Here is a 14746-nt window from a genome sequence, read left to right as displayed (position 1 = left end):
TTCAGGTTGATGGTTCACCGGTGGGAAGGGACCGAGCCATGCCACGGCCTGTCCTCGAAAGGACGACCAGGATCCCCTCGGTCTCCTTCCCACTTCAGACATAGCATGGGAACAACACACAGGATCCCTTGGGCTGCGGAGCAGCTCCAGAGGTCTGCGCTGCGTCGCTACGCTCCTTGCTTCGCCCGTGGATGACGAAGGCGCTGGGCGTTTGCGGCAATCGCCAAGGTATGCCGTCCGTCACACCCGCGATTCGTCAAAACTGCTCGAGGCGGATTTTAGGCGCCTTCGACCAGAACGATCTCGCCGTCGGCGACCTTCTGACGGATGGCGGCGGCGCGCTGGTATTCCGGCGAATGGTAGCAATCATGCGCTGCGGTGAGCGATTCGAACTCTATGATGACATTGCGTGCCCGGCCGGGCCCTTCGGCCTTTTCATGCTCTCCGCCGCGCGCCAGGAACTTCGCGCCGAAGCGCTCGAAGGCAGGCTTGGCGGCGGCGACGTAGTCCTTGTAGCCTTCCGCGTCGCGCACATCGACACGGGCGATCCAGTATCCCTTGGGCATTTTCTTGGTCTCCGAACTTGTTCTTGGAAATCTCAGGCCGAGCGCATCTCGTCGAGGATGGCTTCGGCCGCTTCCCGTTTGTTGGCCGCAGCAATGATCGGCCGGCCGACGACGAGGTGGCTGGCGCCGTTGCGGATCGCCTGGCCCGGCGTCACCACGCGCTTCTGGTCGCCATGATCGCTGCCCGCCGGCCGGATGCCGGGCGTCACCACCGCCATGTCGGGGCCAACGATGCGGCGCACCGCTTCGGCCTCCGCGGCCGAGCAGACGATGCCGCCCATGCCGGCATGCAGCGCCTGTTCCGAGCGCCGGAGCACCAGCGTATGCGGGTCGTACTCATAGCCGACGTCGATCATGTCCTGCTCGTCCATCGAGGTCAGCACGCTTACGGCAAGCAGGCAAAGGTCGCTGCCTCTGGCCGCCTCTACGGCGGCCTGCATAGCCTTGGGATAGGCGTGGATGGTCAGCATGGTCATGCCCATCTTGACGATGTTCTCGACGCCCTTGGCCACTGTGTGGTCGATGTCGAGCAGCTTCATGTCGAGGAAGACCTTGGTGCCGCCGCTGGCCAGTTCCCTGGCGAAGTCGAGCCCGCCGGCGAAGGCAAGCTGATAGCCGATCTTGTAGAAGGAGACGACGCCGTCGAGTTCGCGCACCGCCTGCTCGGCCTCCCTCACGGTCGGCACATCGAGGCCGACAATCAGTCTTTCCTGCATGGATTGGGCCTGCATGGTTCGCATCGTATCGGCGATCACGCCTCGATCCGGGTGGACAGCATGCGCGAGGTCTCGATCAGCGTGCGGCATAAGTGCTCCATCGATTTGTGCAGTCTTTCGTCACGGAAGTTTCCATCCTCGTCGAACGCGTCGCCGCCGTCAGGCACCGAGCATTCCGGCGTCACCACCTCCATCTGGCAGCGCACCAGCACGGCGCGCAGATGGTTGATGCAGCGGATGCCGGCAAAGTGCCCGCTGGAGGACGAGCAGAGGCCGGCGACCTTGCCGGCCAGCGGCCTGACTGGCCGGCCGCCATCCCTGCGCACCCGGCTCACCCAGTCGATCGTGTTCTTGACCAGCGGCGGAATGGAGCCGTTATATTCGGGCGTGGCGATCAGCAGCCCGTCATGGGCGATCACCAGACGGCCGAGTTTCTGGACGTTTTCGGGAACACCCTTTTCCTTTTCCAGATCCTCGTCGAGAATCGGCAAGGGATAATCCGCGAGCGAGATGCGGGTCACCTCGGCGCCCTGCATGGCGAGTTCCTTCTGCGCCACGTCGGCGGTCCTGCCGCTATAGGCGCCGTTGCGCAGCGAGCCGGCGAAGACGAGGATTTTCGGGATCACTGCCATTGGCCACCCTTGTTCCCGGACAGGTACAGCCAAGGACCGAGCAAATCAACGCCAACTTCGTCATCCCTGGCCGAAGCAGGAGCGAAGCTCCGTCGCGGAGACCCTGGGATCCATTCCGTGACAGCTATCGAGGAATGCAGCGGAACAGAATCTGCGCCGCAGCGGCGCTCGGAAGTCGCGGCATGGATCCTCGGGTCTGCGCGGCGTCGCGGCGCTCCTTGCTCCGCCCGTGGATGACGAAGTGAGGGATGTTTCCGCCATCGTCAAGGTAATGCGGTGAGCACTGGCGATTCGCGAACAACCCCGCGCCGAGGAACTAATGCGCTTCGCGCCGGTAGATCCAAAGCTGCGTCGGCGGGATGTTGCGGAAGATGAAATCGAAATGCTTGACCGTATAATTGCCGCGGCCGGCCGGGATCGGCGACATCGGGCCGTAGGTCAGTTGCACGATCGGCCGTCCGGCCGGGATGCGGTCGAGCAGGCTTTCGATATAGGCAATGCGCTGGGCGACCGGGAAGTTGAGCAGCGGCACGCCGGAAACGACGGAATCGAAGATCATCCCGCTCTTGTCGCCAAGCGTGGCGTTGAGGTTGAAGGCGTCGCCCTCGATGACGTTGACGCCGGGATAGAGTCGTCGCAAATGGCGCACGAAATCCGTAGAATATTCGACGGCGTAGAGGTTTTCGGGCCGTACGCCCTGGGCGAGTATGGCGCGGGTGATGACGCCGGTACCGGGACCGACCTCGAGCACCGGCAGGCCGGATTTAGGATCGACGATCGAGGCCATCTTGCGCGCGGTGACCGAACTGGTCGGCACGATCGAGCCAACCGTCTTCGGCTTGTCGATCCAGCCCTTGAAGAATTTGAGTTCGTCGTCGAACTTTTCGACAAGCGCCTTCCGCAGTCCAGGGCCACGTGTCATGCAAGCTCTCCTCAGCGCTCCCCGCAAGTTACTTAGCACCTGAGCGGTGCCAGGCAAGGCGCGGCCGGACGCATGTCGTGGATAAGATAATTTTCGTCGCGTCTCAAGGGGGACGCGACTCAAGGATTTACGCGTTGCAAATCGGCCTAGGCTGGCCAAAGTGCATCAACGTTCGCCGAACGACTCGAAGAAATCCTTCATGCGGGCGAAAAAGCCGCTCGATTGGGGCGAATTGTCCTGCGAGGAGAGCTGTTCGAACTCCTCCAGCAGTTCGCGCTGGCGGCGGGTGAGGTTCTGCGGCGTCTCGACCGCGGTCTGGATGTAGAGGTCGCCGACATTGGGCTGACGCAGCACAGGCATGCCCTTGCCCTTGAGACGGAACTGGCGGCCGTTCTGCGTGCCCTCGGTCACCTTGACCTTGGTCTGCGTCCCGTCCAGCGTCGTCACCTCGAAGGAGCCGCCAAGGGCGGCCGTGGTCATCGAGATCGGCACCTTGCAATACAGATCGGCGCCGTCGCGTTGGAAGAACTCGTGCGGTTTGACCGCCAGGAAAATGTAGAGGTCGCCCGAGGGCCCGCCGCGCAGGCCGGCTTCGCCCTCATTGGCAAGGCGGATGCGGGTGCCGTCCTCGATGCCGGCCGGGATGTTGACCGACAGCGAACGCTCCTCGGTGACGCGGCCTTGGCCGGCGCATTTCGGGCACGGATCCTTGATCGTCTGGCCGCGCCCCTGGCATTGCGGGCAGGTCCTCTCGATCGAGAAGAACCCTTGCGTGGCGCGCACCTTGCCGTGGCCGTTGCACATCGAGCAGGTGACGGGCTGGGTACCGGGCTTGGCGCCGCTGCCCGAACATTCGGAGCAGGAGATCGACGCCGGCACCCGGATCTGCGCGGTCTTGCCGGCAAAAGCCTCTTCCAGGGTGATTTCCATGTTATAACGCAGGTCGGCGCCGCGCTCGCGGCCGCCCGACGAGCGGCGCTGGCGCCCGCCCATCATGTCGCCGAAAATGTCCTCGAAGATATCGGCGAAACCGCCGGCGCCGAAACCTTGCGCGCCGCCATTCATGCCGCCCTGTTCGAAGGCGGCGTGGCCGAAGCGGTCATAGGCCGCGCGCTTCTGCGGGTCCTTCAGCGTCTCGTAGGCTTCGTTGATTTCCTTGAACTTGTGCTCGCAGGAATGATCGCCGGGGTTGCGGTCGGGATGGAACTGCATGGCGAGCTTGCGGAAAGCGCTCTTGAGCTCCTTCTCGTCGGCGCCTTTTTGGACGCCCAGCGTCTCGTAGAAATCAGCTTTCATTTTTTCCCGCTGTCCGGATGCTCAACGTCTTGAAGCATTGTTGCGTCTCTTGCCGGCACTGACGCTTCGATTTAGGTGCGATGGAAGGGGGATGCCAGTGTCGACGCGGCTTTGCCTGCATTTTTTCAGCAAGGCCCGCTGTTTTTCTGCAAGGGGTTGCAAAAAAGCCCGGCCTTCGCCGGGCTTTTCGCTTTATCTTGCCGTCAAACGGTTCAGGCCGACTTCTTCTTGTCGTCGTCCTCGTCGATTTCCTCGAAATCGGCGTCGACAACGTCACTGTCCTTGGCGGCATCCGCCTTGGCGTCGGCTTCCGCCGCTTCCTTCTGCGAAGCCTCGTACATGGCCTGGCCAAGCTTCATCGAAGCCTCGGCAAGCGCCTGGCTCTTGGCTTCGATGTCGGCCGGGTCGTCGCCTTCGGTCGCGGTCTTCAGCGCCGCGATCGCGTCGGAGATCGCCGTGCGCTCGCCTTCCGAAACCTTGTCGCCATATTCCTTCAGCGACTTCTCCGAGGAATGCAGCAGCGCTTCGGCCTGGTTTCGGGCCTCGACCAGAGCACGCCGCTTCTTGTCGGTCTCGGCATTGGCCTCGGCGTCCTTGACCATCTTCTCGATGTCGGCGTCCGAAAGACCGCCCGATGCCTGGATGCGGATCTGGTGCTCCTTGCCGGTGCCCTTGTCCTTGGCCGAAACGTTGACGATGCCGTTGGCGTCGATGTCGAAGGTGACCTCGATCTGCGGCACGCCGCGCGGCGCCGGCGGGATGCCAACCAGGTCGAACTGGCCGAGCGCCTTGTTGTCGGCGGCCATTTCACGCTCACCCTGGAAGACCCGGATAGTCACGGCCGACTGTGAGTCCTCGGCCGTCGAGAACACCTGGCTCTTCTTGGTCGGGATCGTCGTGTTGCGCTCGATCAGGCGGGTGAACACGCCACCCAGCGTCTCGATGCCGAGCGACAGCGGCGTCACGTCGAGCAACAGCACGTCCTTGACGTCGCCCTGCAGCACGCCGGCCTGGATGGCGGCGCCGAGAGCAACGACTTCATCCGGATTGACGCCCTTGTGCGGCTCCTTGCCGAAGAACTGCTTCACGATCTCCTGGATCTTGGGCATGCGGGTCATGCCGCCGACCAGGACGACTTCGTCGATCTCGCCGGCCTTCAGGCCGGCATCCTTGAGCGCCGCCTTGCAAGGGGCAATCGTGCGCTGGACCAGGTCGTCGACCAGCTGCTCGAACTTGGCGCGCGTCAGCTTCAGCGTCAGGTGCTTCGGCCCGGTCGCGTCGGCGGTGATGAAGGGCAGGTTGATCTCGGTCTGGGTGGTCGACGACAGCTCGATCTTGGCCTTTTCAGCCGCCTCCTTGAGGCGCTGCAGGGCAAGCTTGTCGTTCTTCAGGTCGATACCCTGTTCCTTCTTGAACTCGGCCGCCAGGTATTCGACCAGGCGCATGTCGAAATCCTCGCCGCCGAGGAAGGTGTCGCCATTGGTCGACTTGACCTCGAACACGCCGTCGCCGATTTCGAGCACCGAAATATCGAACGTGCCGCCGCCAAGGTCATAGACGGCAATGGTCTTGCCTTCCTTCTTGTCGAGGCCATAGGCAAGCGCTGCCGCGGTCGGCTCGTTGATGATGCGCAGCACTTCAAGGCCGGCGATCTTGCCGGCGTCCTTGGTTGCCTGGCGCTGGGCGTCGTTGAAATAGGCTGGAACGGTGATGACCGCCTTCTCGACCTTTTCGCCGAGATAGGCTTCCGCCGTCTCCTTCATCTTCTGCAGGATCATGGCCGAGATCTGCGAGGGCGACTGCTTCCTGCCGCCGGCCTCGACCCAGGCATCGCCATTGTCGCCCTTGACGATCTTGTAGGGGACAAGCTTCTTGTCCTTCTCCGTCACCGGATCGTCATAGCGGCGGCCGATCAGGCGCTTGACCGCGAAGATGGTGTTTTCAGGATTGGTGACCGCCTGGCGCTTGGCCGGCTGGCCGACCAGACGTTCATCGTCGCCCGAGATGGCGACGATGGAAGGCGTCGTGCGCGCGCCTTCCGCATTCTCGATTACCTTCGGCTCCTTGCCATCCATGATGGCGATGCAGGAGTTGGTGGTGCCGAGATCGATACCGATTACTTTTGCCATTTTTCTAGTCTCTCCGCTAAGCAGGCTCTCAGGACCCGTACAGGCGTTCCGACGAAAGCCCCTGTTCACAAGAAATCCCGTTCCGGCAACCGGCATTCCGGCGTCGAACGGCTTGGCGCGTATATAAGAACAGGCGGCATCGCGCGCAAGCATTCTGCGCAAGGCTTCCATGAACCTTTCCACTTCCGCCCGCGACTGATCTCCAGGTGCCGCATGGTGCGGCCCGGAAAGGAAGCCCCCCATGACCAATAACCCAGAGGCTCTGCGGTCTCCGGGAACAACAGGAGCTCGGCGCGACCACCGCCTTCGGGACGAGGTCGATGCGCTGGGCTTTCCGCTGATTCCGTTGACCCTGCGTAAGAGCAGGCGTATCGTGATTTTGAGGAAAGCAGACAATTCGATCAGGGAAGAACGAGCCGGACCGCCGCGCCTTGCCGTGATTTGCGCGGCCAGACCCGACGTTCTCCCGTCGACTACGGGGGGTAGTGTCATGTCTCGCATCCGCGGCTCGTTCGTGTCGTCTCTTGCTGGCGGCTTGCGCCGCGCTGTGCATCCAGGCGGGTTGCTGGCACTCGGCCTGTGGCTGGGCGCCGCGCAGGCGCAGGAAGCCCGGATCATCTATCCCGGTTCGATGGCGGTGACCGGGTTTTCCGGCACCGTCATTCCCAATTTCGACCCCCCTGATTCCGAAAAAGGGGGCCTGCCGCCCGGCGTCGATCCGGTCGACGAAACCTTCATCGACACCACGCGCGCCACCTTGCGCGTGTTCGACGTCTCGCGTCTGGGTGGCCCAGCCTCTGGTCAACTGGTCAACACGCCGCCGCCTTTCGAGGTGACGGCGGAGCAGGTCGGCCAGGTGTTCGGCGTCACCTACGATGACGGCGTGCGCGACGGCGTTCCCTCGGGCATTCCCGATCTCTATGCCGGCGCAACCTCTCTGCACGGCATCCGTATCGTCACCCCGGACGCCGATGATGACGGCCGCCCCGAGCGGCAGCGCCGCGGCGCGGCCGGCGCCACCTTCATGGACGGCCAGTTCGGCACCGAAAACGGTGGCGGGCCGGGCACCATCTGGAAAATCGACGGCATCACCGGCCAGGTCTCCAAGTTCGCCGACATCGACACCAACAGCGGTCCCGGCATCGGCAATCTCACCTTCGACGCCGCTCACCGCCAGTTCTTCGCTTCCGACCTCGATACCGGCCTGGTCCATCGCATCGACGCCACCGGCGCGCTGATCGACAGTTTCGACCACGGCGTTGCCGGGCGTCCCGCGCATGGACTTGCTCCAGTCGCCGACGATGGTTCGGTGATGGACATACAGGGCGCGGCCTTCGACAGCGAAGACCCCGACAACTGGGGCTACACGCAGGACGAGCGCCGCGTCTGGGGCGTCTCCTATCATGGCGGCCGGCTTTATTATTCGGTCGGTGAAAAGTCTGAAATCTGGTCGGTGGGCATTGCCCGCGACGGCACTTTTGCCGGCGACCCGCGTTGGGAACTGACGGTCAAGGCCGACAAGGACTACGCCGTCACCGACATCGCTTTCGACAACACCGGCTTCATGTACCTGGCCCAGCGCGGCCCGGTCGAGAACCGCTACGATTACAGCCAGTTCGCCGATTCCGGCAAGAGCGAGGTCATCCGCTACTTCAGAGAGAACCCGGACGATCCGGAAACGGAATCGGTCTGGGTCGAAGTGCCGCAGGAATATGCGGTCGGTTTCCCGCAGGACAACCGGCAGTCGGCCGGCGGTCTCGACCTGCAGTATGGCTATGATTCCGACGGCAATCTCGACACCTCTGTGTGCACGCAGACGCTGGTCAACACGGGCGACAAATTGCGCGACAATCCTTCACTCGCCGAACAGCTCGCCGCCGGCGGGCCGCTGGCCGTGCATGGCGTGCAGATCACGCCGAAAGAGCTGGTCAAACCGGCCAACGTGCCGCCCTTGAGCTCCTGGTTCCTCGATTTCGATGGTTATTTCGAAGATCCGGAGGTCGAGGGCCATGTCGGCGACGTCGCCGTCTGGCATCCTTGTGAAGGCCGCGCCGGCTATTATGAAGAAATCCCGGGCGGCTACCTGCCCCCCTTCTACCCGCCGGACTTCCCACCGCCCGGTAACCTGCCTCCGTGCATCGATGTCGAGGATATCAGGTACTACTGCACGCCTCGCGGCCTCCAGGTCGATCTCTATCTCCATGATCATGCTGGCTTCGGCGGCGATTCGATCAAGGCGCAGCCTTCGACCGAGACAAGGTCCAGGACGCCAGGCGTCGGGGTGACGTCATCCCAGTCGCATGCGCCCGGCCAGCCTTACACGATCGACATTACCGGCCACTATCCGGGCGACAGAGTGGATGTTGGACTTTGCTTCTACAGGAAGTCCGACAAGGACAAGGGTGGCTACTACCCTTGCTGCAAGATGACCTTGCCGCTCAGGACCCCAGCCGTCAGTTGCGAACGTTGAGGAGGGGAAGATGAAAAACCTCGCACTCTCCCCGCTCGCCCAGAGCAGCCAATTAACCGGCGCTCAAACAACCGTCATGGAGACGATCATGAAACCCCTGTCATACGCCAGGCGCGGCGCGCGCTGGCTGATGGCGGCCGGTATCGCGGTCGCCATGCTAACCCCGGTGCAAGGCTTTGCGGAAGGCGCTGCCCCGATCACCCCGGAGCTGAAGCTCGATCTCGACAGTTCGCGCGTCATCACTCCGAGGCCCGACCGGGTCGTGCCCTTCTTCACCAAGAAAGGCACTCAAAGAGGCTGCGACTACGTCGTCTATTCGCTGAGCTTCGGCTTGCGCGGCGATCCGCAGGGCCTTGCCGACCCGAGCCTCGAGGCCAGGCTGAGGAAGGTCAGGGTCGACTTCAAGGACCAGCTTCCGCACGGTCTTGAGATCGTCAACGTCAATGTGTCCGGCGACGGCACGGATTCATCCGGCGGACCACTGCCGGGCGCGACGATCAGCACCTCGGCGGGTCCCAACGATACCGCTGTTGTTTCAGACTTCCGCATCTCCACTTCCGATCTCGACGGCGCCGGCGCTCCCAACGAGCGCGTCATCAACTTCAAGATCACGGCCAAGATCGATCATGCGGCATTTCCCGCGCCGACGATCGTCGACAACCAGGGGATGATCAAGGTGACCGCCGGACCGGGCACCGGGACCATCATCCCGTCGCAGGATCCGAGCAAGCCCGACGACGGCGACTTCAAGACCGGCGTGAAGACCTCGATCAAGATCGACGTCACCAAGTGCAACCCGCCGCCACCACCTCCCGGCAAGGAATGCTTCAAGGTGGAGCGCGGCACCGTCGACTGCGTGCCCGGCGGCGGTGCCTTCATCTACCACATGCCGGTCGGCCCGGAGATGGGCGGCAAATGGGTGCAGGTTTCGACGACCACGCCCGGCATCACCATCATCCCCGACACGCAACTGGTGCCGGCGGGCGGCGGTGTCCTCAACTGGAAGATCGTCGGCGCATCGCCCGGCGACGTCATCCACCTCATCGTCACCGGCATCGAAACCTATGCCGGTCCGAAGGAAGGCTGGGGCCTTTGCTGCACGCAGACCATCGACATCGTCATCCCGCGTGACCAGAGGTGCCCGCCCAAGGACAAGGAGCCCGACCTCAAGGTCGAGAAACGCGCCGACGTGACGCGTTGCACGATGGGCGGCGGCTGCGACTTCACCATCAGGGTCACCAATGTCGGCACCGGTGCCTACCACGGCAAGATCGTGCTCGACGAGGTGACGCTGCCGGCCGGCTCGACACTCGATTCAGGGCCCAATCCGCCCTGGGTCTGCGTACCCGGCACCACCCCTATGATTTGCACCCATCCGGTGACCACGCTCAATCCGGGGGCCTCCGTCGACCTCAAGCTCGGCTTCAAGCCGGCCGGAGGCTGGCAAGGCAGCGTCTTGCGCAACTGCGCCACCTATAATTACGGCGCCAGCGACAAGCCACTGTTCGGCAGCCAGTCGAACGACCGCGGCTGTGCCTCGATCCCGGTCTGCCGGCGTGGCGATCGTGACCGCGACTGCCGGCCGCCGGTCGAAAAGAAGGTTGACCTGATCCTGAAGAAGCGTGCCCGCGTCCCGGTCTGCACGGCCGACGGCATCTGCTATTTTGTGATCGACATCATCAATAACGGCACGTCGACCTATAACGGGCCGCTGACCGTGATAGACAGCTATCCGGCCGGCGCGCCAGCCTCCTCGACCTTCGGCCCGAGCCCGCCATGGACCTGCGCACCAACCGGCCCCGGGCTGTTCCGCTGCGACAATGCCGGCATCTCGCTGCCTCCGGGCGCCTCGACACCGATCGTCGTCAAGGCGGTCATGCCGGCCGGCTACCAGTCGGACACTGTCGAGAATTGCGCGACGGTGAAGCCCATCCCCGGTGAAAACGACCTCACCAACAACAAGGCCTGCGCAAAGGAACGCTTCCGTCATCCCAATGGCGGCAAGCCGACCTTGCGCATCACCAAGGTGTGCAACGGCTCGCTCGCCGGCGCTGCGGCCATCTCTTGCCGCATCACCGTCATCAGCCTTGGCACCGCTGCCCCCACCGGCCCGGTGCGGGTCAACGATGCCGCTACGCTGGTGGCCGGCGGCGCGCCCGTCCAGATACAGACCGTCACCCCTGACGGTGCGGAATGGGCGTGCGGACCGGTTCCGGCCAATGCGCTGTCATGCCAGATTCCCGGTGCCGTAATGGTCCCTGGTACCAGCCGCCACTTCGACGTGACGGTCTCGGCCAATGGCGCGTTCGAGAACTGCGCGCGCGGTTCGTATGGTCCGGCGCCGGGCGACGACGTCGTCTATCCCTTTGGCCAGGCCTGCGCCAAGGGCGGCGGCTCTTCGACCATCCGTGTCGAAAAGACCGGCGACCGCGAATGCCGGCTCGGCCAACCCTGCTCGTTCGAGATCACCATCACCAATGACGGAGCGACCGCCTTCTCCGGGCCGGTCCGCATCGGCGATGCGATCGGCGTGGAGGGTCTCGGCAGGCTGGAAGGCGTTGAGATCACGTCGATCGATCCGCCCTTCGGCTGCTCGCCGGAACCGGCAACCTTGCCTGCGTCCTGCATTGCCAACCTGACGCTCGGCGCCGGCGAAAGCCAGGTGCACCATGTCACCGTGGTCATTCCCGACGACGGTCGCCTGGCCAATCTGCAGGGCAATGTCAGCGGCCAGAACTGCGTCGGCGTCCTGTCTCCCGACACACGGGTGCAAGGCGGTGGCGAGGTGCTCGGCGGCGATCAGACCAATGTGCAGGGCGATCGCGGCAAGGCCTATGCTTGCCATCCCTTCACCATTAGCCAGGAGACGAAGAAGGAATGCTCGCAAGGCTTCGTGATGAACGATGCCGGCCGCTGCGTTTGCCCGGAAGGCACTACCTACCGCAACGGCCAGTGCTCACCGGGCGGTGGTATCGTGCCGAAGCCGGAACAGCCGAAGCGTTGTGTGCTGCTCGAAGGCCAGATCCGCACCGAGGACGGTCGTTGCGTCTGCCCCCGCGGAACCGGGCTCGAGAACGGCAGATGTGTCAGGACCGACAAGCCCGAGCAGTGCACCATCCGCGGCCAGGTCCACAATGCGGATGGCGATTGTGTCTGCCCCAGGGGAACCGAGATCAGGGGCAATGCCTGCCGCCCGATCCAGCCAAAGCCTGAGCAGTGCACGATCCGGGGCCAGGTCCACGACGCCGATGGAGCCTGTGTCTGCCCGAGAGGGACCGAGGTGCGCAATGGCGCCTGCCGCCCGATCCGGCCGAAGCCTGAGCAGTGCATTATCCGTGGTCAGGTTCACGATGCGGATGGAGACTGCGTCTGCCCGCAAGGGAACGAGGTCAGAAACGGCGCCTGTCGTCCGATCCGGCCAAAGCCTGACCAGTGCACCATCCGTGGTCAGGTCCACGACGCCAACGGCATTTGTGTCTGCCCGAGGGGTACCGAGGTGCGGGGCAATGCCTGCCGGCGCAAGCAGCCGACGCAGGAGCAATGCGACATACGCGGCCAGGTCCACAACAAGCGCGGCGAGTGTGTCTGCCCGCGTGGGACGCAGGTGATCAACGGCGCATGCCGCAAGCCCAGACAGGAGGTGGAATGCGCACCGGGCTCGCAGATGATCAATGGCCAGTGCCAGCCGATCATCAGAAGGCGCTGCCCGGAAGGCACGATCGGACGCTATCCGAACTGCCGGCCCGTCCGCGGACAACCCTCGCTGGAGCTCAACCCCGGCCTGCTGCTGCAGCAGGTACTGCCACGGAGCAGGCCGCAGGTCGAACAGCGGCAGGATCCGGTTCAAGACAGAATCCTGAAGCTCCAGCAGCAATAACCACCTGCTCGACACGAGACCAGAAACCTGCCGGAGCAATCCGGCGGGTTTTTCTTATGGCTCCGAAGCAAGCGGGTATTGGCCGCATCATGATCGAGGATAACGGCACGCACCCAGCCTGCGCGCCGACAGCGCCTGCACCCTCGACAAGTCGGCTGTGGCGCATTAGGCAGTCGATAGGGTGGCCGGACGAAAAGGCCGCTCGGAAAGGCCGCACCCATGAGCAGAAAGACCCTGATTGCACCATCGGTGCTGGCGTCGGACTTTTCCAAGCTCGGTGATGAGGTCGAAGCCGTGGCGGCGGCCGGCGCCGACTGGATCCATCTTGATGTTATGGACGGGCATTTCGTGCCCAACATCACCTTTGGCCCGCCGGTGATCAAGGCGATCCGCAACCGCACCAAGGCCTTCTTCGACTGCCATCTGATGATTGCCCCGGCCGACCCCTATCTGGCCGCTTTCGCCGAGGCCGGCTGCGACGGTTTGACCGTCCATGCCGAGGCCGGCCCGCATCTTGACCGCTCGCTGCAGACCATCAGGAACCTTGGCAAGAAGGCCGGTGTGTCGCTCAATCCGGCGACGCCGGAAAGCGTGGTCGAATATGTGCTCGACCGGCTCGACCTGATCCTGATCATGACCGTCAATCCGGGCTTCGGCGGCCAGGCCTTCATCCCGGCGGTTGTCGACAAGGTGAAGCGGGTCAAGGCCCTGATCGGCGGCCGGCCGATCCGCATCGAAATCGACGGCGGTGTTTCAGCCGAAACCGCGCCGCTCGTCACCGCCGCCGGCGCCGACGTGCTGGTGGCGGGCGCCGCCATCTTCAAAGGCGGCAGCGTCGAGGCTTATCGTCAGAACATCCAGGCGATCAGGACGGCAGCCGACAACGCAGCCGGCTGACCAGCGCTGTTCCCGCCTTCAGCCCGACATGCCGGCTAAGGTTCTGGTCCCGGGCGGGGCTTGTGAAGATCTGATGCGCAACGGCATCGGGCTGAGCGGTTGCCTGATTCGGTCTCAAGGTCCGCCGGCCTATGCCCAAAGCAGACAGTTGATCTCGCGCCCATACAAAAGAACAGAAAGACAGATTCTCCTGCGTGTATACAAAACATGTTAAGTTCCCACAGGTTGTGAAAATGCGCGGAATTACAGCATTGAGCTCCGGAATGCCGCATATTCCTTCGTGCTAAAGTACAATAACGTGATCTTCTGCTTGAGCAGGCGAATGCTCGCACTGTATGGTACAAGTACGAGAAGGCGAATGCTTTCAGACTCGAATCGCCCAGGACAAGTCCTGGGGACAAGGAGTCGCTATGACATACGGAGCTGCCAATCTGAACGACGACGCTGCGGGACCGAAGAGCACGCTTGCCACTACGGTCTATCAGCAATTGCGGGACGATCTTCTCGGCGGTGTCCTTGAAACCGAGAGCAAACTGCGGGTCGAATGGGTGGTCTCCAAATATGGGGCCGGCGCCTCACCTGTCCGCGAGGCTCTCAATCGCCTCGCCTCGGAAGGACTTCTCGGCCGGCACGACCAGCGCGGCTTTTTCATCATGCCGGTCAGTGCGTCGGAACTCGAAGAGCTGACGCGCACCCGCTGCTGGCTCGAGGAGCGGGCGCTTCGCGAATCCATCGCCCACCGCACCGCCGAATGGGAAGAACAACTCGTGCTGGCGCTGCATCGCCTGGGCCGTGCGTCACGTTTTTCGCCGCAGAACCTCGTCTCGCTCAATCCCGATTGGGAGAGGCTGCATCGCATCTTTCACAGGGTGCTGATTTCGGCCTGTCGGTCGCAATGGCTGGTGGGGTTTTGCGACCAGCTCTCCGATCACGCCTATCGCTACCGGCAAATGGCCAATGATGGCGAAGGCGTCCAGCGCGACGATTTCGGCGAGCATCGCCTGATCGCCGAATGTGCCTTGGACGGCAATGCCGACGGTGCCGTCGAGGCACTGCTCAACCACTACCGGTTGACTGCCGCCATGTGCATGAAACGCTTCGAGCAGGACGACGAAACGAAGGAACTCGCCGGCAAACGCGCTCGGCGATAGCAGTCGTTTCCCGGCGGGTCTCTTGCGCTCGTTTGTTGCGCTCTACCTGCGTGAACCGCTGCCGGCGGACTTGACGGCGCGGCCAAGAAC

General features: G+C 63.4%; 10 protein-coding genes. 4 read left to right on the top strand and 6 right to left on the bottom strand.

Annotated features, from left to right (window positions below; genetic code table 11):
• Window positions 1–278 precede the first annotated feature (278 nt).
• From EOA13_RS18510 to dnaK, 6 genes are all read right to left on the bottom strand, one after another.
• Window positions 279–566 carry a DUF1330 domain-containing protein gene (locus tag EOA13_RS18510; protein ID WP_127294752.1) on the bottom strand — a complete coding sequence of 96 codons (288 nt, stop codon included), beginning with the start codon at window positions 564–566 and terminating at the stop codon, window positions 279–281.
• Between the two features lie 32 nt (window positions 567–598).
• Window positions 599–1306 carry an orotidine-5'-phosphate decarboxylase gene (gene pyrF / locus EOA13_RS18505; protein WP_164780158.1) on the bottom strand — a complete coding sequence of 236 codons (708 nt, stop codon included), beginning with the start codon at window positions 1304–1306 and terminating at the stop codon, window positions 599–601.
• An 11-nt stretch (window positions 1307–1317) separates the two neighbouring features.
• The gene (locus tag EOA13_RS18500; protein WP_127294750.1) at window positions 1318–1914 is read right to left on the bottom strand and encodes an NADPH-dependent FMN reductase; all 597 of its coding nucleotides are present in this window, start codon (window positions 1912–1914) and stop codon (window positions 1318–1320) included.
• 316 nt (window positions 1915–2230) lie between these two features.
• Window positions 2231–2836, bottom strand: a complete 606-nt coding sequence (pmtA, locus tag EOA13_RS18495) for a phospholipid N-methyltransferase PmtA (protein WP_127294748.1) — start codon at window positions 2834–2836, stop codon at window positions 2231–2233.
• A gap of 165 nt (window positions 2837–3001) precedes the next feature.
• Window positions 3002–4132: a molecular chaperone DnaJ gene (gene dnaJ, locus EOA13_RS18490; RefSeq protein WP_013528587.1), complete on the bottom strand. Its 1131-nt coding sequence runs from the start codon at window positions 4130–4132 to the stop codon at window positions 3002–3004.
• Between the two features lie 212 nt (window positions 4133–4344).
• Complete coding sequence (gene dnaK / locus EOA13_RS18485) at window positions 4345–6261, bottom strand: molecular chaperone DnaK (protein ID WP_023810872.1); 1917 nt, start codon at window positions 6259–6261, stop codon at window positions 4345–4347.
• A gap of 490 nt (window positions 6262–6751) precedes the next feature.
• Here dnaK and EOA13_RS18480 point away from each other — a divergent pair, with 490 nt between their 5' ends.
• The 4 genes from EOA13_RS18480 (at window position 6752) to EOA13_RS18465 (ending at window position 14656) form a co-directional block, all read left to right on the top strand.
• Window positions 6752–8731, top strand: coding sequence for a hypothetical protein (locus EOA13_RS18480; RefSeq protein ID WP_127294746.1), 1980 nt, complete (start codon window positions 6752–6754; stop codon window positions 8729–8731).
• A gap of 10 nt (window positions 8732–8741) precedes the next feature.
• Complete coding sequence (locus EOA13_RS18475; protein WP_127294744.1) at window positions 8742–12608, top strand: DUF11 domain-containing protein; 3867 nt, start codon at window positions 8742–8744, stop codon at window positions 12606–12608.
• A gap of 219 nt (window positions 12609–12827) precedes the next feature.
• Entirely contained in the window at window positions 12828–13505 is a 678-nt protein-coding gene (gene rpe, locus EOA13_RS18470) for a ribulose-phosphate 3-epimerase (RefSeq protein WP_023810869.1), read from the top strand.
• A gap of 410 nt (window positions 13506–13915) precedes the next feature.
• Window positions 13916–14656 carry a GntR family transcriptional regulator gene (locus EOA13_RS18465; protein ID WP_127294742.1) on the top strand — a complete coding sequence of 247 codons (741 nt, stop codon included), beginning with the start codon at window positions 13916–13918 and terminating at the stop codon, window positions 14654–14656.
• Window positions 14657–14746: the final 90 nt, after the last annotated feature.

This window comes from Mesorhizobium sp. M7A.F.Ca.US.011.01.1.1, from assembly GCF_003998295.1.
Lineage (GTDB): Bacteria > Pseudomonadota > Alphaproteobacteria > Rhizobiales > Rhizobiaceae > Mesorhizobium.
This window is presented reverse-complemented; position numbering and strand designations above follow the sequence as displayed.